Origin of the sequence: Sphingobacterium corticibacter (genome assembly GCF_003076635.1) — a bacterium.
Taxonomy (GTDB): domain Bacteria; phylum Bacteroidota; class Bacteroidia; order Sphingobacteriales; family Sphingobacteriaceae; genus Sphingobacterium; species Sphingobacterium corticibacter.
The window spans coordinates 182,572-202,309 of sequence record NZ_QDKG01000006.1; the positions used below are offsets into that span (position 1 = coordinate 182,572).

18 protein-coding genes are annotated in these 19,738 nt (G+C 42.1%); 10 read left to right on the plus strand and 8 right to left on the minus strand.

From position 1 onward, the window contains the following. Nucleotides 1-43: 43 nt before the first annotated feature. Nucleotides 44-289 (plus strand): hypothetical protein, encoded by a 246-nt coding sequence (locus tag DC487_RS14960; protein ID WP_116776774.1) that lies wholly within the window; start codon nt 44-46, stop codon nt 287-289. Nucleotides 290-473: 184 nt separating this feature from the next. Next, a complete protein-coding gene (locus tag DC487_RS14965) occupies nt 474-1,586 on the plus strand; it encodes a DEAD/DEAH box helicase (RefSeq protein ID WP_116776775.1) in 1,113 nt (370 codons plus the stop codon). A gap of 107 nt (nt 1,587-1,693) precedes the next feature. On the opposite strand, the gene DC487_RS14970 is transcribed toward DC487_RS14965, so the two are convergent. The 4 genes from DC487_RS14970 to DC487_RS14985 form a co-directional block, all read right to left on the minus strand. Continuing rightward, on the minus strand, nt 1,694-2,125 hold the full coding sequence (locus DC487_RS14970; RefSeq protein ID WP_116776776.1) for a cold-shock protein: 432 nt from the start codon (nt 2,123-2,125) through the stop codon (nt 1,694-1,696). 296 nt (nt 2,126-2,421) lie between these two features. After that, nucleotides 2,422-2,895, minus strand: coding sequence for a PA2169 family four-helix-bundle protein (locus tag DC487_RS14975; protein WP_116776777.1), 474 nt, complete (start codon nt 2,893-2,895; stop codon nt 2,422-2,424). A gap of 129 nt (nt 2,896-3,024) precedes the next feature. Continuing rightward, complete coding sequence (locus DC487_RS14980; protein ID WP_116776778.1) at nt 3,025-4,098, minus strand: NADH:flavin oxidoreductase/NADH oxidase; 1,074 nt, start codon at nt 4,096-4,098, stop codon at nt 3,025-3,027. 42 nt (nt 4,099-4,140) lie between these two features. Next, nucleotides 4,141-5,187, minus strand: a complete 1,047-nt coding sequence (locus tag DC487_RS14985) for an NAD(P)-dependent alcohol dehydrogenase (protein ID WP_116776779.1) — start codon at nt 5,185-5,187, stop codon at nt 4,141-4,143. Between the two features lie 257 nt (nt 5,188-5,444). Between DC487_RS14985 and DC487_RS14990 the strand changes: the two genes are divergently transcribed. Then, nucleotides 5,445-6,161 carry a ferritin-like domain-containing protein gene (locus tag DC487_RS14990; protein ID WP_116776780.1) on the plus strand — a complete coding sequence of 239 codons (717 nt, stop codon included), beginning with the start codon at nt 5,445-5,447 and terminating at the stop codon, nt 6,159-6,161. A 23-nt stretch (nt 6,162-6,184) separates the two neighbouring features. Beyond that, nucleotides 6,185-7,018 carry a ferritin-like domain-containing protein gene (locus tag DC487_RS14995; RefSeq protein WP_116776781.1) on the plus strand — a complete coding sequence of 278 codons (834 nt, stop codon included), beginning with the start codon at nt 6,185-6,187 and terminating at the stop codon, nt 7,016-7,018. 360 nt (nt 7,019-7,378) lie between these two features. Here DC487_RS14995 and DC487_RS15000 read toward each other — a convergent pair whose 3' ends face one another. Together DC487_RS15000 and DC487_RS15005 are read right to left on the minus strand one after the other, a co-directional pair. Then, nucleotides 7,379-8,206 (minus strand): anti-sigma factor, encoded by an 828-nt coding sequence (locus tag DC487_RS15000; RefSeq protein WP_165799107.1) that lies wholly within the window; start codon nt 8,204-8,206, stop codon nt 7,379-7,381. Nucleotides 8,207-8,211: 5 nt separating this feature from the next. Beyond that, nucleotides 8,212-8,778, minus strand: a complete 567-nt coding sequence (locus tag DC487_RS15005; RefSeq protein WP_116776783.1) for an RNA polymerase sigma factor — start codon at nt 8,776-8,778, stop codon at nt 8,212-8,214. Nucleotides 8,779-8,915: 137 nt separating this feature from the next. Between DC487_RS15005 and msrB the strand changes: the two genes are divergently transcribed. Both msrB and DC487_RS15015 read left to right on the plus strand, forming a co-directional pair. Beyond that, on the plus strand, nt 8,916-9,449 hold the full coding sequence (msrB, locus tag DC487_RS15010) for a peptide-methionine (R)-S-oxide reductase MsrB (protein WP_116776828.1): 534 nt from the start codon (nt 8,916-8,918) through the stop codon (nt 9,447-9,449). Nucleotides 9,450-9,536: 87 nt separating this feature from the next. Next, nucleotides 9,537-10,100, plus strand: a complete 564-nt coding sequence (locus DC487_RS15015) for a fasciclin domain-containing protein (RefSeq protein WP_116776784.1) — start codon at nt 9,537-9,539, stop codon at nt 10,098-10,100. Nucleotides 10,101-10,180: 80 nt separating this feature from the next. On the opposite strand, the gene pafA is transcribed toward DC487_RS15015, so the two are convergent. Together pafA and DC487_RS15025 are read right to left on the minus strand one after the other, a co-directional pair. Then, entirely contained in the window at nt 10,181-11,827 is a 1,647-nt protein-coding gene (gene pafA / locus DC487_RS15020) for an alkaline phosphatase PafA (RefSeq protein ID WP_116776785.1), read from the minus strand. Between the two features lie 269 nt (nt 11,828-12,096). Next, nucleotides 12,097-12,300 carry a hypothetical protein gene (locus DC487_RS15025; RefSeq protein WP_133228643.1) on the minus strand — a complete coding sequence of 68 codons (204 nt, stop codon included), beginning with the start codon at nt 12,298-12,300 and terminating at the stop codon, nt 12,097-12,099. Nucleotides 12,301-13,435: 1,135 nt separating this feature from the next. On the opposite strand from DC487_RS15025, the gene DC487_RS15030 reads away from it, so the two are divergent. The 4 genes from DC487_RS15030 to DC487_RS15045 all read left to right on the plus strand — a co-directional run bounded on the left by DC487_RS15030 (nt 13,436) and on the right by DC487_RS15045 (nt 19,727). Further along, complete coding sequence (locus tag DC487_RS15030; RefSeq protein WP_116776787.1) at nt 13,436-14,524, plus strand: sensor histidine kinase; 1,089 nt, start codon at nt 13,436-13,438, stop codon at nt 14,522-14,524. Then, on the plus strand, nt 14,521-15,273 hold the full coding sequence (locus DC487_RS15035) for a LytR/AlgR family response regulator transcription factor (RefSeq protein WP_116776788.1): 753 nt from the start codon (nt 14,521-14,523) through the stop codon (nt 15,271-15,273). The genes DC487_RS15030 and DC487_RS15035 overlap by 4 nt, the downstream gene beginning before the upstream one ends. Before the next feature lie 133 nt (nt 15,274-15,406). Then, nucleotides 15,407-16,546: an efflux RND transporter periplasmic adaptor subunit gene (locus DC487_RS15040; protein ID WP_116776789.1), complete on the plus strand. Its 1,140-nt coding sequence runs from the start codon at nt 15,407-15,409 to the stop codon at nt 16,544-16,546. Between the two features lie 34 nt (nt 16,547-16,580). Continuing rightward, nucleotides 16,581-19,727 carry an efflux RND transporter permease subunit gene (locus DC487_RS15045; RefSeq protein WP_116776790.1) on the plus strand — a complete coding sequence of 1,049 codons (3,147 nt, stop codon included), beginning with the start codon at nt 16,581-16,583 and terminating at the stop codon, nt 19,725-19,727. Nucleotides 19,728-19,738: the final 11 nt, after the last annotated feature.

A 19,738-nucleotide genomic window follows, 5' to 3' on the forward strand; every position in this document is an offset into this window, starting at 1 on the left:
CTTGATAAAAAAACCACTTCGTGCATTTATATGTTTACCAATTATGAATACACATAGCATCACCAAAGAACAACTAGATAAATTAGTGGAAACGATTGATTCTCAATTTGAATCTTATTTTCAAAATAAAGAATCGGAAGTAAGCTCTGTGCGAGACTGCTTCTACAAACCTGATATGTACGAAGAACAAGGATTGTATGCGCTGAAAGACGATGCCTTGAAAGATTTTCCAGATGAAATCAGACAAAAAACGCATGAAATGATTGCGACGATTAGTAGTGTGGATTAATATTGTAATATCCATATTTATATCCCTACTTTTGTGGGCGATGAAGGCTCTACCTATGCTTTGTATCTGTTCCAAACAGTTGATACATCATACCTAGCCTGACATCTGAATTTACACGATTTGATGTCCTATCTTTTGCTGTATCTGGCGGAGATTGGGTTTCGATGTTCAACCACAGAAATAGATGACATTTGATGAATTAGGATTAATTGATCCTATAAAAAAAGCCTTGAAAGAGGTGAATTATGCGCAGGCTACTGCCATACAAGAACAGGCGATTCCGGTAATCCTTGCAGGAAATGATTTGATTGGCTGTGCACAGACAGGAACGGGTAAAACCGCTGCATTTGCAATTCCAATCGTGCAACTGCTGAGCCAAGCTGCTCGCTCCAATCACAGTGGCATAAAGGCGTTGGTATTGGCACCCACTCGCGAACTGAGTATCCAAATTGGGGAAAGCTTTGCGCTATTCAGCAAGTTTATCAATCTAAAACATACCGTGATTTTTGGTGGTGTGTCTCAGGCCAAACAAGTAGATGCTATCAAACGTGGAGTAGATATTATGGTAGCTACACCAGGTCGCCTGCTAGATTTGATGAATCAGGGTTTGGTAAAATTGAATCAAGTGCAATATTTGGTGCTAGACGAGGCAGATAATATGTTGGATATGGGATTTATCCATGATATCAAACGTGTCCTAAAGCAAGTACCTGCCCAGCGGCAGACCTTGTTCTTATCTGCAACCATGCCTCCAGCTATTCGCAAGTTTGCCGGAACGATCTTACAGCAGCCAAAAGAGATTTCTGTTTCGCCAGTTTCTTCTACAGCAGAGACTGTCAAGCAGGCTATCTACTTCGTAGAAAAGACGGATAAAGTTGATTTTCTACTCAAATTGGTGAAGAACAAAGGAATCAAGCAATGTTTAGTGTTTACTCGTACAAAGCATGGCGCTGATCGTTTGGTCAAGAAACTATCCAAGCATGGTATTACGGTTGCTGCGATTCACGGGAATAAATCCCAAAATGCCCGTCAGAAAGCGTTAGGAGATTTTAAAGCCGGCAAGATAAGTTTGCTAATTGCCACGGATATCGCCGCACGAGGGATTGATATCCATGAGTTACCATACGTGATCAATTATGATTTGCCTGCCGATGCAGAGACGTATGTACACCGCATAGGTCGTACAGGCCGTGCCGGCAAAGGCGGAATTGCGCTATCGTTCTGCAGTCAAGAGGAGCGAAGCGTGCTGAAAAGCATTCAGAAATTAATCGGATTTCAGATAGAAGAAGGCAAATAATTGTTACCTTATATAAGAAAAGCCCTGATAAGTGTGATACTTTTTAGGGCTTTTTATTTTATATAGCAAATGCATTTTAGTGCATCTGATGAGCAACCAACGAAGGGTTAACTCTGTAGCTCGACTTCGGTGATTTGATTACCTTGTTTGCTGCGCGCATATTTATACTTCACCTTGTCACCGATCTTAAGATCGATGCCAGCTAGGCGATCATTGAAATACACTGTTTCACTCGTTTCGTTGTCACGAATGAAACCGTATCTTCCGGCATCATTGAAATAAGAAACTTTACCGAAGTGTTCGACTTCTGTAGGGTCAGCAGGACGTTGCAAATCCTCTTCCTTGAATTTGTAGGTTGTCTCTGGTGGAGTGTTCGAGATGTTACCGAACTCATCAACGTAGGCAAACATTTCTTCTAAATCTTTTCCTTTGTTGTTGTTCGCTTTATTATATTCTCGCTTCTCCAACTTTTCTTTTTTCTTTAGTTGTTGCTTTTTAGCGCGTTCTTTCTTTTTGAATGTGAGCTGATTTCTTGACATATATGGATTTAAGTGAAACAATAATGAAATCGTCAACTTTTGATGTTGTTGACTAATCCCGTGTCCTAGCTAGTCTAGCTGGACTATCTTGAGGTATTGATACAAAGATAAGGATTTTCTGGGAAAATTCCTAACCGGCCAGCGTAATCGGATATGGCAGAATAGGAGAGGCTCTGCTGTCATCAACAAAAGAAATCGGCCTATTAATTTCTTACTAGGCCGATCACTAAACTGGATATTTTAAGAAAAATTAGGTTGTATTCTGTCTTTCATTCACCTAAAAATCAATACTAAGTTTACACATTGACTTTGGCATTGTCGTGCAAGATTTTGATGTGGTCGTAAGCTGCCTTCTGTTCTTGACTTTGCCGCAATAGCATCTCTCGGATAGGATTATCTTCTCCAATTTCATTCTCCAAGAAGTTTTGATAGACCTTATCAAATTCCTCTTCGCCCTGTTCTGCTAATTCAAGCACATTGAGCCGATCTGCGGAAGAAAAAGTAGATTTCAAACTCATCCATGCACGAAAAATCTTTCCGCTGAGGCGAGTATGGTCTGTCAGATCTTGTCCAATCTGCAAGACCAATGGCGCAATCTCGGTTTTAAAATCGGCAGATTGATCGCGGTACTTTTCAAATATGCTACGTAGATCGGTATGTTGACCGCCGGGTAGCAATTCGATTGCCTTGCTATATCCTTCGATGCGATCATTATTGATTTCGACCAAATCGTGTAAAATGTCTAACGGTTCTCTTGTTGATTGTTGCATATACTTTTTATCCTTTAACGTATCTCCGTATAACGACAATCATAGCCTTAATTAGTTTTACAGATCATCATGATTGCGTATAATCCCGTATCACATAAGCGAGCCATTGCCTCTTGCACGAAAACAAGGCTAGATAAACGCGCGCTTGTATTGTACGGGTGGATTTACTTCTTCGCCCAACTCAGCGGCCGCGGCTAGTGGGAAGTAAGGGTTTCTCAATAGTTCTCTAGCAAAGAATACTAAGTCGGCATCACCATTTAACAAGATTGTTTCCGCCTGCTGTGCATTAGTAATCATACCAACTGCACTGACAACTGCTGTGTTACCAAGAGATTGCTTTAAAGCACTCGCCAATGGCACTTGATAGCTCGGGCCAACAGGTATGTGCACGCCGCCAATCACGCCACCGCTGGATACATCAATAATATCCACACCTGCCTCGATTAGTTTTGCAGTCAGCCATTTGGAATCCTCTATTGTCCATCCTTCATCCGACCAATCTGTCGCCGAAATACGTACAGATATGGGAAGATCGGCTGGCCATTCTTCTTGCACAGCGCTCACGATTTCCAAAAGAAATTTCGCTCGGTTCTCGATGCTTCCGCCATAAGAATCGTTGCGTTTATTGGATAATGGAGATAGAAATTCGTTGATCAAGTAGCCGTGTGCACTGTGTATTTCTATCCATTCAAAACCCGCTTGCAAAGCTCTTTTGGCCGCAACTTTGAAATCTTGCTGTAGCTGCTGTATATCTTCGATAGTCATCTCTCGAGGAGTCGGCATGTGCGAAGAAAAGGCAATCGGCGAAGGCGCCAGCAAAGTCCAACCGCCTTCTGCTTCGGTATGCAATGTTTTACTTTGATCACCGGCTACCCACGTACTTCCTTTTCTACCAGCATGAGCCAATTGGATCGCAGGAACTGCGCCATTATCCTTAATAAATTTGGCAATACGAGAAAGTCCTTCTACGTGACCATCTTTATAAATGCCAAGATCGCCGACGGATATACGTCCATCTGCTCGTACTGCAGAAGCTTCTAGCATTACGGCACCCGCGCCGCCCATGGCGCGCGTACCGTAATGCACCAAATGCCAATCCGTAGCAAAGCCATCTTCCGAAGAATACATACACATCGGGGAAGTTACGATACGGTTTTTTAGCGTAATGGATTTTATATTTATTGGGCTAAATAATATAGACATGATTATACATTATTTTTAAAAATTGGGCACTCATAAGTGCCTTTATAACGATGCTAAGTCGATTACAAAACGATACTTCACATCATTTTTCTCCATTCGTTCGTAGGCTTGATCAATGTAATCTATGTTGATCACCTCTACGTCAGACACAATATTGTGTTCCCCGCAGAAATCAAGCATCTCTTGTGTTTCGGCAATGCCACCGATAGACGATCCGCTAAGGCTATTTCTTCCTCCAATTAAGGAGAATGGTGGAATTTGTGCTGGTTTTGATGGAACACCTACACAGATATGAGTTCCATTTGTCTTCAGTAGCGACATGTAGGCCGCAATATCATGTTCGGCACTTACGGTATCTAAAATAAAGTCAAAAGATCTTCGTGCCGCTTTGAACTGCTCTTTGTCTGTGGTCACGATGAAGTGATGTGCGCCCAAACGTTTCGCATCTTCGCGTTTGCCTTCTGAAGTACTCAATACCGTTACCTCGGCGCCAAATGCGACTCCAAATTTGACGGCCATGTGGCCTAAGCCACCAAGGCCAAGCACAGCTAACTTCGTTCCTTTACCCACTTTCCAGTGACGAAGTGGAGAATACGTCGTAATACCTGCGCACAATAATGGCGCTGTAGCTTCTAATGGTAGGTTCTCTGGAACACGCAATACGAATTCTTCCTTAACGACGATCGTCTTAGAATAACCACCATATGTAGGCATTCCATCGGTGTATTTGTTGACACTATTGTAGGTTTGTATATTGCCTTCTGCACAGTATTGTTCTTCGCCGTCTTGGCAACTTTCGCAATGACCACAAGAATCTACCATACATCCTGTACCTACTAGATCTCCTACTTTAAATTTGCTAACCTGATCTCCAACCTGAGCAACGCGTCCGACGATTTCATGTCCGGGTACCATAGGATAGATGCCCTTGAACCAATCATCACGGATCTGATGTAAATCCGAATGGCACACGCCGCAATATAGAATATCGAACTGTACATCATTTGAACCCAAATCTCTGCGCTCAAAATCCCAGGCTGCTAATTTCTCTCCCGCTTTCTGAGCGGCATAACCTTTCGTTGCTATCATGTTTATCTCTTTTTGTCTATACAAATTAATACATGTTTAACCATTAATACCAAATTTTGGTTTGTCAATTTTACTGCTCTTTTCCAATGATCGGTACGAGCTATACGAGACTAATCACATAAATTCGAAAATAAATATAGCCCTCACACTAGCGCAAACCCACAAATGCGAAAATAATTACATAAGTGAAAAACCGGATGCAAAGGTTTAGTCGTACATGTCATAAAACTATCATATTAAAACTAAAATATATTGTCATGAAAGAAACAAACGCATTGAAAGACCAATTGTATGCGGAGGACTCCGATCATACAAGCAAAGGACTTCAAAGAAGAAATTTTTTGAAATTAGCTGGTGGCGGTCTCGCTGGTGTTGCCTTACTTAATTTTGCTAGCTGTAATAAAGATGACGGACCAGATATCAATGGTAACGAATTCTATTTTGGTAGTGGTGATATTGCTATATTGAATTATGCTTACGCTCTAGAACAATTGGAAGCAGCCTTTTATATTGAGGTAGCCAACAAGCCTTTCTCCGGAATGTCTGATCTAGAAAAGCAATTGCTTACGGATGTACGCGATCATGAGGTGGCTCACCGTGAATTCTTTAAAGCGGCATTAGGCAGAGGAGCGATCAATTCTCTAGAATTTGATTTCTCTGCTGTAAACTTCTCCAGTAGAGATAGCGTATTAGGAACGGCTAAGGTTTTTGAAGATCTAGGTGTATCTGCATACAATGGTGCAGGCTGGTTAATCAAAGATGAGCAGTACCTTTTATTAGCAGGTAAAATCGTATCTGTAGAAGCACGCCATGCTGCGGTAATCCGCGATCTGATTAGCAATGGATCATTTGCGAATAGCGAGGTGATTGATAGCAACGGCTTAGATGTTTCTAATAGTCCGACCAAAGTGTTGCAAGCTGCAGCACCGTTCATCAAATCGAAAGTGGATGTACGCGATTTACCAACTTATTAATTTCTAACTACACACAGAACGTCATGAATTTACAAAATATTTTTGAGTCAATTTCTCAGGTAGATCCTGAGTTCAACGAACGAATCAGCCCGCGTCGTCAGGCGATTCGCAATATGTTCAATCTAGGACAAAAAGTATCATTGGCAGCGTTACCATTAGCCGTTACCGCTTTATTCAATAAAGCATACGGACAATCTGCACCGACCGATGTGAATGGTGTATTGAACTACGCACTGACGCTAGAGTATCTGGAAGCAGAATATTATACGATCGGATCAAGCACCGGTGGTTTGATTCCATCGGGTCCAGCTACAGAGGCAATCGCTACTATTCGCGATCACGAAGTTGCGCACGTAGAGTTTTTAAAAGGTGTGCTAGGATCAAATGCCGTTGCTAAGCCTAATTTTGACTTCACAGCTGGAGGTGCTTTTGCGAATGTATTCAGCGATTATGATACGTTTTTGGCGCTGGCGCAAGCTTTTGAAGATACAGGAGTACGTGCTTACAAAGGTCAGGCTGGTATTTTGAAAGGCAATCGCGTGGTATTGACCGCTGCTTTGCAAATCCACTCTGTGGAAGCACGCCATGCGGCACATGTGAGATCTATGCGTAGAGCACGTGGTGGTGCAGCAGCAAACCAAAAGCCGTGGATTACTGGAGCTAATGATTCTGGAATCGGCGCGGCAGTAGATCCAGTTTACGCTGGCGAAGATAATGTGGCACAAGGAGGAGTAGATATTACCACACTAACAGGTGTGAGCGGTCGATTTACGCCTGCTATTGCTACACAGTCTTTCGACGAACCATTAACAGCACCAGCTGTATTGGATATCGCTTCTCTTTTCATTCAAGCATAGGGATGGATTAGTATCTAGATTGTAGTACTTAGACTATAGTATATAGATTTTAGTATTTAGACTATAGTATTTAGATTATAGTATATAGATTTTAGTATTTAGGCTATAGTATTTAGATTACAGTATATAGATTGTAGTATTTAGATTATTGGGAGGGGGATGTCAGTGTAAGGTCTGTTTCGTTTCGAAACAGACCTTTTTGCTGTTTATTGCGGCAGCGACAGATCCTAATAAATGACAGTGCAATGCAAAAGTTTATAAGATCGCTGAGAGCGGTATTCGGCATCAATATGTGATGCAAAATGACAAACTCCTATTCTGGAAGAATGGAGTTTTACATATTCGGCAAAGAAAGGGAAATTAGATTTGTCCGATCACGCGTAGCTCCGCAAGATTAGGGGTCGGGCTACCGCCTTTATCTTCTAAGGTGATTGCAAATGCTTGGGCATTCGAGATGGATTTCATCGCATGCATTACGTCTCCTTTTTCCAAAGGAACAACGCCTGCATCAATCGGTTGGCCATCGAGTAATGCCCATAATTGATATTGTTTGCCTTCCGGTGCATTGGGTAACTTGTCGGCCATTAGATACACCTGGCTTTCTTCCTTATTCCAAAATACCACCGCGCTCAACTGCGGATTGGTTTCTACGCCAGCCAAGGAGATCATGCTTACCGCAGGATTCTGCAACATATCTAAGCTTTTGTACGCATCGGCCAAAAGCAGTTCCGAAGATTTGTTTTTAGTTTCGATTTGTGCCATCGCGGCATCTGTGGCGGTACGTTGCTGGTATAGATAAGCATTGTAACCTACACTGCACACTAATAAAGCAGTAGCGGCAATCGCCAATGGACTGAATTGGATTACACGGCGATTTGGTGCCGCACTCGTCACGGCAGTAGCTTCTGTATTTTCTTCTGTACTTACTGTACTTACAGAAGCTTCGGTTGGTTTATGATTATCTTGCTGCTCAATACTTGCCCATATCGTCTCCCGTAGCTCGGCAGGCGGTACAGCCGCTTGTAGAAACGCCGTATCCTCCAATAAGATCTCTGCCTCTCGGATTGCTGCTTCTACTTCAGGATGTTTGTTGCGCACACAATCCAGTATGCTCACTTCCTCTTCGGTAGCGATACCTAGAACGTACGATTCTATGATTCCTGACGATATGTATTCTTTAATGTCCACTGCTATTATTGATATTCATTCAATACTACTTTCAGCTGCAACAGTGCTGCTCGCACTCGAGTCTTCACGGTTCCGATAGGCAAATCTAACTCTTCGGCGATTTCCTTTTGGGTATACCCTTGGTAGTAAGCCAAATCAATGAGCTTTCTCCATTCTGGCTTCAATTTGTTGATCACATCTTGAAGTCCAATCAGATCCGTTTTTTCTTGAGGTTCAGTCACAGCATAATTCGAACTCTCAGACCTATTTACGACATCTGGAAGCGATTGGTTTTTTTGTTCGTTCTTTACTCCTTTAGATTTGATGTAATCAATGGCCGCGTTGCGGGCAATATTCAGCATCCAAGTGTATACACGCCCTTTTTGTTCATCGAATTGCTCGATGTTATTCCAAATTTTTACAAATACATTTTGAATCACCTCATCCGCATAATTCTTGTGCAAGACGATACGAATCACTACACCATAGAGTGCACCAGAATAACTATCATAAAGATAGTTGAATGCTCGGCGATCTCTTTTTTGGAGCAAACTGATTAGTGTTTCTTCGGAAAGATGTGTAATGGGGCTCAATCAAATTGTATTTGATTCAAATGTATGCATTACTTATTACAAATCAAGTATTAGCGAAAATTTCTTTCGAAATAAACCAATAGCCGAAAACCTTATCCAATAGGTGTACGTATATGATATATAAAAAGGGAAAAGATATGAAAGTAAGTAATTCAAATACGGTAGCGACAATATTGTTGCTGCTCGCGGTGGTTTTTACTATGGGAACGGTGCAAGGGCAATCGAAAAACAATCCATACTATAGTCGTACGGACACTAAGAAAATAAAGGTGTCGAATGCCGAATGGAAAAAAATCCTACCAGCAGATCTATACGCTGTAGCGCGTGAAGGCGCTACTGAACGCGCTTTTACCGGTAAATATACCGATCTGGACGCGCCAGGTACGTATTATTGCGCCGTATGTGGTAATCAATTGTTTAGAGCAGATGCCAAATTTGCCTCCACCTGTGGTTGGCCTTCATTTTATGAGCCCGTTCGCAAAAAATCCGTTATTTATTTGCAGGATCATTCCCACGGCATGGAGCGTATCGAAGTACAATGTGGTCGATGCGAATCGCACTTAGGACACATATTCGACGATGGACCCGAGCCGACAGGAAAACGTTATTGTATGAATTCTATTAGTTTAGATTTTGAGCTTGATGCTAAGGCAGTTGCTCAGAAAAAGTAAAAAAAATAAACCTTTTGACATCCAAGACCGAGAAGTTGTCGTAGATGAGAGAAAGCAGTTTAAAATTTATACTTTAATCATACTAACATGAAAAGAGCAACATTATTTAGTGCAGCGTTATTAGCTTTAGCACTTACGCACCAAGCAACAGACGTGCAGGCACAACAAAAAGAAAAAACAGTTACTGTGGGCGGCGCGCCAATGTATCCTTCTAAAAACATCGTTGAAAATGCGGTTAATTCTAAAGATCACACCACGTTGGTCGCAGCAGTAAAGGCAGCTGGATTAGTAGAAACATTATCTGGTAAAGGTCCGTTCACCGTTTTCGCACCTACTAATGCGGCATTTGATATGCTTCCAGCAGGTACAGTAGAAAACTTGGTGAAGCCAGAAAATAAAGCAACGCTTACTAATATCCTGACATACCATGTGGTAGCTGGAAAATTAGATGGCAAAGCAATCTGGAAAATGCTAGATAAAGATGGTAAAGCTGAACTGACCACGGTACAAGGTGAGAAATTGACCGTGTGGAAAAAAGGTAAAGATTTGTATATCAAAGATAGCAAAGGTGGAGACGCTAAAATTACGATCTCCGATGTACATCAGTCTAATGGCGTGATTCACGTGATTGATCACGTATTGATGCCGTAACGGTTAACTACAATTGGTCGATAGTGTTTGAATATTACATGTGTGAAGCCTCCATCGTTTTCGATGGAGGCTATCTTTTTTTAATGGTTTAGCACTTCGGTAATTGGTTTGCCAATACTACCATTGGGTTCCATAATATGCAGTAAAGAGGAAATGGTTGGAGCAATGTCGATGATTTGTACCGGTCGGTTGCTTTTTCCTTGTGGAATTCCCCAGCCCATAAATAGCAGTGGAATATGCGAATCATACGGCGACCACACGCCATGTGTTGTTCCCGGCGAACGTGGTGTACCAGCATACCATTGTGGTTCAACGACGATCTGTATCGATCCGCTTCTTTTGCGGTTATAACCATTAATTACTTTTTCACGCAGTGGCGCTGGAAGTAACATATTTTGGTTGCCTTCCAGATCAATGACGTAGGCGATTCCTTCTTCCTTATTCAAGGTTTTGATGATGCGGTTTCTGATCGCTTGCGGATCAAAACGCAGCGAATCGATCAAGGTATTGTTTAGATGCACCTGATAATTGGTCAGGCTAATGACTAAATTATCTACGCCAGTTTCTTCTTTTAGTTCGCTATTCAGCTTGCGCTGAATCTGGCGAGCGAATAGGTATCCGCCACTTCCCTTTTGATCGGTGTAGTACAAGGGATTGTACGAGACCGCGTGATCTGCTGTTAAGAAAAAGGTATAATTTCCTTCACCTACGGTGTCATCCAAATACTTTAAAAAATTGGCAATATCTTGATCTAATCGTAGGTATGTATCTTCAATCTCGACAGATGAAAGCGAATAGCGGTGGCCAATATAATCGGTTGCTGATAAGCTCACACAAAGGAAATCCGTCTGCGCATCTGGATTATTTCCTAATTTTTCATTTTTAATCGCATCTTTTGCGAAATCCAAAGTGAAGGTATTGCCTTGTGGCATAGTCTTGATCAACTCTAGACCCGCGTCTTTGACTAATTCAGAGGTTTTTCTTGGGAATACAGGTTTTTCTTCGCCCGGCCAAGTGCCTTCATAGATATTGTCGTCTTCAATACTATTAACATACGTATCGATTGGATATAGCGTATTCCAATCTTGCTTTATGTATTTTGTCGCTAGATCCTGTACGTTGAATTTATTGACCCAATTGGGCAACGCATCCATATAAAAGGTGCTCGAAATCCAATTGCCCGATTTGCTATCAAACCAGTAAGCGGCGTTGGCTAAATGTCCAGCAGGTAAGATGCCGCCACGATCTTTGATCGAGATTCCGACGACTTTTGATCGGAAATTGCTCGCCAAGCGCAATTCATCGGTCACTGTCGAAGCCAAAAGGTTGCGTGGAGATTGCTGTCCTTCCGCACCATCGGCACCCAATCCTTTCACCAAATCATCTTGCGTGCAATACATCGGTTGGCCAGTAGCTTGCTCAATCCAGTCATTTCCCGCAATACCGTGAATAGATGGAACGGAGCCTGTATACACCGAACTATGTCCAATCGCAGTAAACGTTGGTACATAATTGATCAATGTGTTCTCACAAGAAAAACCTTGTTTTAACAGCCGTTTGAATCCCTCTTCTCCATAGCGATCCGCAAAACGATACAAGTAATCCCAACGCATCTGATCGACCATCAGACCGACTACGAGTTTGGGGCGCTCCACTTGTGCATGTGCCACTGATGTGATGCTACAGGCCAGTGCATAGCAGAAAATAAGGAATGAATTTTTTTTCATAATTGTGAATACCAAAATCAATGAGCCAGCAAATTTAACAAATCTTTTGCGATCGATTTAAGGCGCTTTGTCACGATATAGACGGCAAAGGGTATTCGAATAGAAGCTAGATTTTTGTTCATTTCGTCATCGCGCTGAGGTACGACAATGCGATCTACATCTTTTTTGAGTAGATAAGGTTTATAACGTTCAGAAAGTTGATAGCATTACAGCTTAAAAATAACTTAGTTATCAATTGACGCCATGCATAGTTCGAAGATTGCCTAGCACTACATGCGTGGTGATTCGGGTCGGTTGTAGTCGACGGAATCACTAATTACGGAATCCAGTTGTAACGTATCACTTGAAGCATTTGCTTGATCATACGATTCATTATGCTGGGGTTGTTCTTTCTTATCTTCTGAACTGTTACAAGAAGTAGCAAAGCCTACTAATAGTACTAGTGCTGCGAGTAGCGATATGTTTTTCATCATTGGTGCTTGTATGGTGAGACAATAGGTGATACCTATCCATAAACAAGCAGCATAACATAATGTTACATTTAGGGCATAAAAAAAAGGTTTTCAAACGGGGAGAATGAAAACCTTTACTAACCAATTATAAACCTAAATTATGATGACACAAAGATAGTGTAAAAAATACACTATGCAAATCTTTCTGAACTATTATTGTATTTTGGACAATATTATGACAATCCCACTGTGATAATGGAGTGAGTTTTTTAGTTCGAACAGATCAATTACCTTATATACAATCCCTATTACCGTGGAATCGCTGTTGGACAACCTTTTTGCCGCAAACAATCCTCAAACGCTTGGTCAGCGAGTTTTCTCGCTTCAAGACGTAAATGTTCAGGTACGCCGACACTCCAAGGGCTATTGTATCCCAGATTATAAAGATAACCTTCGTACACCTGATTCCATTGCCAGTCGCATAATGCTACACTCCCCGGCGGGCAATTGACTCTTGAAACCTTTGCTCTTGCACTCGTGAGACATATTATCGATAGCGATAGTAATGTCGAGGTTAATATTTTTTTCATTTTAACATCGTTTAAGTGTAATTAAATTTAAAATTAAGAAATTAATTACACTTATAAGGGATTTTTCTGTCAAATCGTTTTTTGATGTGCTTTAAAAGCATATATTTAATGAGTAGATTCCGTCAGGCGACTTCAATATTGCTTTTTAATATTATTAAGACGTTTTTAGTGTACCCTATTAAGCGCGTACTGTTTTTTATGATTTATCTAGTTCAATGTAACAGCCTAAAGATCTAAAAACACAAAAGTCATCCGGGGGGTGGATGACTGATGCTTATTATATGCTGTGTAAAAAAATGTGCTTGTTAAGTGTGAAGATAATTACAAACTCAATGCCAGTGCGTCAGCTGTGATTTAAATCACGTACTATTCGCGGTGCAAACGCGTACTATCCACCAATTGCAAGTATATAAACAGCTCAAATCGATGACGTTTCAGCTGATTAATGCTCATTTTCGGTGTCTGAATTAGGTGCTTTAGTCGAATTAAGACGTTAGCATGACATAAAATTCGCAAATTTGTATCCATATGATGGATGTAGAGCTTAGAAAAAATCAATTGGCCTAATGCGTAGCACTAGAGAAAGCTTTTTAAATAATACGTGGAAGCGAATTCTGTTTGTAGGCTCAGCTTATTTGCTGTTGTACTTAGTGGTTTACTTATTGGATCCATTCTCCGATTATTGGTCGCATTTTCTAGATCGTCCTGGTGATCAAGTAGTTTTAGATCTTTCAACCTCCCTATTATTTTGTTTTTTGATCTCCGAATCAAGCATACATATTGGTAAATGGCTTAATACGAAGATTTCTTGGACACAGTATCCTGGCAAACGGTTTGCAGCAGAAACGATTATGAATCTCAGCGTAGTGCTGTTGATTAATCTGCTGTTTGGTCTTATATGTCCTTACTTATTCGACGTACAACCATTGGACAATAATCCCTTGACTTTAGAAGCCGAAACTCGAGCGATGATACAGTGGATTTTGGTCAGTATAGTGATTTCCTTTGTGATTATGGGAATCAATATTGGCAATTATCTCGTGGAGAATTGGAAGAATGAAGCTATTCGTTCCGCTGAGCTCAGCCAAGTAGCGATGGAAGCCGAGTTGCAATCGCTAAAATTACAAATCGACCCACATTTTGTCTTTAATAATTTGAGTGTGCTTTCGGAGTTGATATTAGAAGATCAGCAAGTGGGATATGAGTATGCGGAAAACTTTAGTCGGATATACCGCTACCTCTTAGTAAATGCCAAAAAAGATGTACTAACGCTCGATGAAGAACTTAAATTTCTCGAACCTTATCGCTTCCTAATTGAGCAGCGTTTTGGCGAGGGTGTGCAATTTGATATCGAGATAGATCCCCAATATCGTTCGTATAATTTGCCGCCGCTCACCCTACAACTTTTGGTCGAAAATGCATTAAAACATAACCAGACCAGTAAGAAAAATCCTCTTCAAATCAGAATATTCACGACAGATGCGGCGCAGTTGCAAGTTGAAAATTCACGTATGCCATTAAGCAAGGTCATTCCATCGTCTGGCATTGGCATTAAAAATATCAATCGCCGCTACAAGCTACTATCCAAGCAAGTACCTCATATATATCAAGATGAATACATCTATACGGTAATTCTTCCATTATTTAAGCCATGAAAATACTCATCGTCGAAGACGAAAAACCCAATGCAGATCGATTAAAGCGATTGCTGAGAGAACTTCGGCCGCAGGCCGAAGTGGTAGCCGTGTTGGAATCCATTGCCGATACAGTTGAGTGGCTGTCAGCAAATCCTTGTCCTGATCTGATGCTGATGGATGTGCGCTTATCCGACGGCCTAAGTTTTGAAATCTTAGAACGAGAACCTATTCCTTGTCCGATCATCTTTACGACTGCATACGATGAGTATGCGGTGCGAGCGTTTAAACACAATAGTGTCGATTATTTGCTCAAGCCTGTGGAGAAAGAGGAGTTGTTGGCTGCTCTGAATAAAGTGGGATCACAACAGGCTAACGTATTGGATCAGTCTACTTTAGAAGGTTTGTTGAACTTCTTTCAACCAAAGAAGTTTCGCAAACGTTTTTTACTGCCGTACAAGGATGGATACAAATCTATTTTGGTACAAGATGTCATCTTTTTCTATTCTGAGTGGAAAATTACCCGAGCGCATCTGACCGATGGCAATGAAGAAGTGATACCGCTCACAATGGAAGAGTTAGAGCAGCAACTCGATCCTTCTATTTTCTTTCGTGCTAATCGGCAATTTATCCTTTGTGTGGATGCGATCGGTCAGGTACACAATTACTTTAATGGAAAGCTGAAAGTAGACGTTAAGAATAACCCCGAGTTGGAGGTTATCATTAGCCGGGAAAAGGCACCTATGTTCAAAAACTGGTTGAATTACTAAATAAAATCATCTCCAAAGTTCGGATTCTTACCGTTGTCGTTTTAGTACCGAAATATTACAGTTCGGTAAACTTGCCTGACATTTCCAATGCGCTATTTGCTTAGTTTTGCAGTTCAAAATAGAATTTTACCTTATGAAAAAGCGTATTGTCGCGAACAGAATCGTCGTGCTTTTCACGATATGTATTGGAACTGTGGGGCTGTTGATGTCCTGCGGAGCGCAAGAAGAATCAGCTCCACCACCGGCTAATCCAGATGTGGATTTCATGGAATTACACAATGGGGCAGCAAAAGTAGAAAAAAAATATCCCGGATCCATTGAAGGTACCGTCAACGTAGATATTAAAGCGCAAGTAAGCGGTTATCTAGATCAGATTTTTGTGCAAGAGGGTAGTTACGTCCAAAAAGGACAATCCTTATTTCGTATCAAAGCTGATGTATTCAACGAGCAAGTCAATAGCAGCCGTGCGGTATACGAAGCGGCGGTAGCGGCAGAGCAAAGTGCCAAGATCGAATTAGAAAAGGTGCGTCCTTTGGTCGCTGGAAAAGTATATACCGAGCTACAACTCGAAACTGCGGAAGCCAGCTATGCGGCTGCAAAGGCACAGGTGTCTCAAGCGCGTGCCGCATTAGGTTCTTCGGAGATCAATGCAGATTTCAGTTTAATCAAAGCACCGGTGAGCGGTTACATCGGCCGTATTCCAAAACGCATCGGTAATTTGGTTACGCCAAACGATGCTACGCCCATGACAACCCTTTCGGAAATCAACGATGTGAACGTCTATTTCTCGTTAACCGAAGCCGATTTTATTGAATTTGTCAATAATAGCAAAGATGATCAAGGTGTGGAAAGTGTAAAATTCATTATGGCAGATGGTACTGCGTACGCACATGCTGGACGCGTCGAAATCGCCAGTGGAAACATCGATCGTACCACCGGTAGTATCGCTATGAAAGCCACTTTTCCGAATCCGGACAAAGTATTGCGTGCTGGTGGAGCTGGAAAAGTCGTGTTGACACGCACGCTATCCGAAGCGTTGACCATTCCAATGGCCAGTGTGCGCGATATTCAAGATCGCTTTTTCGTATTCTCCTTAGCGGATAGCAATAAAGTACTGATGAAGCCCATCCTAATTGCGGGAAAGTCGGGTAACAATTATATTGTAAAATCCGGCTTGGAGCATGGTGAGAAAATAGCCCTAAATCGTATCGATGTGCTGCAAGAAGGTATGGTGGTACAGCCAGTGCTAGCAGCAGATACCGTTGGAAAATAATATTCAAAACATAGTATAAAAACAAACAGTATCCATGATACGAGGAATAATAGACCGGCCCGTGTTGGCCACGGTCATATCAGTAATATTCGTAATTCTGGGTGTGATTGGTTTGCTGCGTTTGCCGCAAACCCGATTCCCAGATATCGCACCGCCTACCGTACAGGTATCAGGTAGTTATCCTGGCGGTAATAGTGAGACCGTACTGCGCTCGGTCGTAACACCACTTGAGGAGCAAATCAACGGAGTAGAGAATATGGAATATATTAGCTCTACGGCCAGTAACGATGGTACCTTCTCCGTGCGTGTGGTATTTAAACAAGGTGTAGATCCAGATCAGGCCGCTGTAAACGTGCAAAACCGTGTGCAGCAAGCAACGCCGATCTTGCCACAAGAGGTAATCCGCATGGGATTGACCACCTCCAAACAGCAAAATAGTATGATTATGATCTTCAGTGTGTACACCGAAGATAATGATCGATACGATGAGTTGTTTTTGCAGAATTATGCCAATATCAACCTGATTCCACAAATTAAACGGGTACCAGGAGTAGGGCAGGCACAAGTATTTGGTGCCAAAGATTACTCCATGCGTGTTTGGCTAAACCCGCAGAAGATGTTTAGCTATAATCTCGTGCCAGAAGATGTAACAGCTGCTATTTCTAGGCAAAGTTTGGAGTCGGCACCCGGCAAGCTCGGAGAAGAATCGGACGCAGCATTAGAATATGTGATTCGTTATAAGGGTAAAAAAACGCAACCTGAGGAATACGAGAATATCATCGTGAAACGCAATGGTACCGACTTGGTACGATTGAAAGACGTAGCTCGTGTCGAATTTGGATCCATCAGTTACAGTGGTGACAACCGATTCAATGGTAAGAATGGTGTGACCATCGCTATCTTGCAAACTTCGGGATCCAATGCCAACGAGATTGAGATTGGTGTGCGTGAGGAATTGGCTAATGCAGCCAAACGATTCCCTCCGGGAATCAAACAAAGTACTTTGATGAGTACCAAAGATCGCTTGGATGAAGCAACTGGACAGGTAAAATCTACGCTGATTGAAGCTTTCTTATTAGTATTCGTCGTTGTGTTCCTGTTCTTGCAAGATTGGAGATCCACCATCATTCCGGCTATTGCCGTTCCGGTGGCGATTGTAGGTACGTTCTTCTTTTTGCTAGCCTTCGGTTTCACGATCAACATCCTGACCTTGTTTGCACTCGTGCTCGCTATTGGTATCGTGGTCGATGATGCCATTGTGGTGGTGGAAGCAGTGCACGGTAAGCTCGAAAGTTCTAAGATGAATGCGCGGGAAGCTACGCACAGCGCGATGAGTGAAATCACAGGCGCGGTTATTTCCATTACCTTGGTCATGTCGGCGGTATTTATACCGATTGGTTTCATGACTGGATCATCAGGTATTTTCTACAAACAGTTTGCCTATACACTAGCGATCGCGATTATTATCTCAGCAATCAATGCCTTGACGTTGACACCAGCATTGTGCGCTTTATTGTTGAAAAACGAACATCATGGCGAAAAGGCCGGCGAGAAAAAAGGATTCGGAGCACGTTTCTTCACGGCTTTCAATAGCAGCTTCAATCACATGACGAACCGCTATATCGTGGGTGTAAAATTCTTAGCCAAGAAAAAATGGTTAGCTACGGGATTGATCGCAATCATTACGGCAGGAGCGATCTATATCATGAACAGTACATCACGCAGTTTTGTGCCGATGGAGGATGACAATTTCATTGTCTATAGTTTGAGTATGCCTCCAGGAACGGCGCTAGATCGTACGACGGCGGTTGCTGAAAAAATCAACACTTTGTTGATGGACATGGAAGCGGTAGAAAGTAACTCGGGAATCACCGGTTTCAACATCCTGAGTAATAGTGCCGGACCTGCGTACGCCATGGGTTTCATTAAGCTGAAACAGAAAAAAGATCGGGGTGAAATCAATGATATCGATGAGATCTTAGGGATCATTTCCCAGAAATTTGCCGGTGTGAAAGAAGGAACTATTATGGCTTTCCGTTCGCCGCCAGTAGATGGTTATGGTATGACTTCTGGTGCGGAATTGGTCTTGCAAGATCGGATGGGAAATAATCCAACTTCATTGAAAGCAAGAGCTGATGAAGTGATCGGGCAGATTATGCAACGACCGGGGGTGCAATATGCATACACGATGTTTAGAGCAGATTTCCCACAATTTGAATTGGAGGTCGATGAAGAAAAGGCGGCTCAGATTGGCGTAGATGTCAGTACTATGTTGGGTACAATACAAACGTATTTTGCCGGAGATCAGTCGTTGAACTTCACACGCTTTGGTAAGTTTTACCGCGTGAACATTAAAGCTGACGGTATTTTCAGAACAGATGAAGAAGCGTTCAATGAAATCTTCGTTCGTAACGATGCGGGAGAGATGGTGCCTGTAAAATCACTGGTTACCTTGAATAAGGTATACGGGCCAGAATCGGTGAACCGCTATAACTTGTACAATTCGGTCACGATCAACGTGGTCGCCAATCCGGGCACGAGTAATGGTGCCATCATGGATGATTTGGAGCAAAATGTCTTGAGCAAATTGCCGGGCGATTATAGCTTTGAGTGGACAGGTCTGAGTTTGGAAGAAAAATCAGCCGGCAGTCAGACCTTAGTGATCTTGATGCTGAGTATCCTGTTCGTATACTTTTTGCTATCCGCTCAGTACGAAAGTTATTTGTTGCCTTTGGCGGTATTGCTTTCCATTCCAACCGGTATTTTAGGTGCTTTCTTGGGCATACGAGCGATTGGCTTGGACAATAATATCTATGTGCAGGTTGGTCTGATTATGTTGATCGGTTTGCTAGCCAAAAATGCGATTTTGATTGTCGAATTTGCGGTACAACGCCGTAAAGCTGGACTTTCTATTTTGGAGGCCGCATTGGACGGATCCAGAGCACGTCTTCGTCCAATTATCATGACGTCACTTGCTTTTATTGCAGGTATGATTCCGTTGATGTTGGCTACGGGTGGTTCGGCTGCTGGAAATAAATCGATCAGTACGGGCGCAGCAATGGGGATGTTGAGCGGTGTGGTATTAGGGGTTTTTGTAATCCCGATATTGTACATCTTCTTCCAATACTTGCAAGAGTTGGTTTCTGGTAAACCTAAACAAGTTACACCTACAAAAGATTAATGATGAAAGAG

What these genes read in the sequence shown, in the direction of transcription:
- DC487_RS15045 (WP_116776790.1), top strand. Translation starts at nt 16,581, where the DNA reads ATGATACGAGGAATAATAGACCGGCCCGTGTTGGCCACGGTCATATCA.
- DC487_RS14985 (WP_116776779.1), bottom strand. Translation starts at nt 5,187, where the DNA reads ATGATAGCAACGAAAGGTTATGCCGCTCAGAAAGCGGGAGAGAAATTA.
- DC487_RS14975 (WP_116776777.1), bottom strand. Translation starts at nt 2,895, where the DNA reads ATGCAACAATCAACAAGAGAACCGTTAGACATTTTACACGATTTGGTC.
- DC487_RS14960 (WP_116776774.1), top strand. Translation starts at nt 44, where the DNA reads ATGAATACACATAGCATCACCAAAGAACAACTAGATAAATTAGTGGAA.
- DC487_RS14995 (WP_116776781.1), top strand. Translation starts at nt 6,185, where the DNA reads ATGAATTTACAAAATATTTTTGAGTCAATTTCTCAGGTAGATCCTGAG.
- DC487_RS14980 (WP_116776778.1), bottom strand. Translation starts at nt 4,098, where the DNA reads ATGTCTATATTATTTAGCCCAATAAATATAAAATCCATTACGCTAAAA.
- DC487_RS15035 (WP_116776788.1), top strand. Translation starts at nt 14,521, where the DNA reads ATGAAAATACTCATCGTCGAAGACGAAAAACCCAATGCAGATCGATTA.
- DC487_RS14990 (WP_116776780.1), top strand. Translation starts at nt 5,445, where the DNA reads ATGAAAGAAACAAACGCATTGAAAGACCAATTGTATGCGGAGGACTCC.
- DC487_RS15025 (WP_133228643.1), bottom strand. Translation starts at nt 12,300, where the DNA reads ATGATGAAAAACATATCGCTACTCGCAGCACTAGTACTATTAGTAGGC.
- msrB (WP_116776828.1), top strand. Translation starts at nt 8,916, where the DNA reads ATGAAAGTAAGTAATTCAAATACGGTAGCGACAATATTGTTGCTGCTC.
- pafA (WP_116776785.1), bottom strand. Translation starts at nt 11,827, where the DNA reads ATGAAAAAAAATTCATTCCTTATTTTCTGCTATGCACTGGCCTGTAGC.
- DC487_RS14970 (WP_116776776.1), bottom strand. Translation starts at nt 2,125, where the DNA reads ATGTCAAGAAATCAGCTCACATTCAAAAAGAAAGAACGCGCTAAAAAG.
- DC487_RS14965 (WP_116776775.1), top strand. Translation starts at nt 474, where the DNA reads ATGACATTTGATGAATTAGGATTAATTGATCCTATAAAAAAAGCCTTG.
- DC487_RS15040 (WP_116776789.1), top strand. Translation starts at nt 15,407, where the DNA reads ATGAAAAAGCGTATTGTCGCGAACAGAATCGTCGTGCTTTTCACGATA.
- DC487_RS15030 (WP_116776787.1), top strand. Translation starts at nt 13,436, where the DNA reads ATGCGTAGCACTAGAGAAAGCTTTTTAAATAATACGTGGAAGCGAATT.
- DC487_RS15015 (WP_116776784.1), top strand. Translation starts at nt 9,537, where the DNA reads ATGAAAAGAGCAACATTATTTAGTGCAGCGTTATTAGCTTTAGCACTT.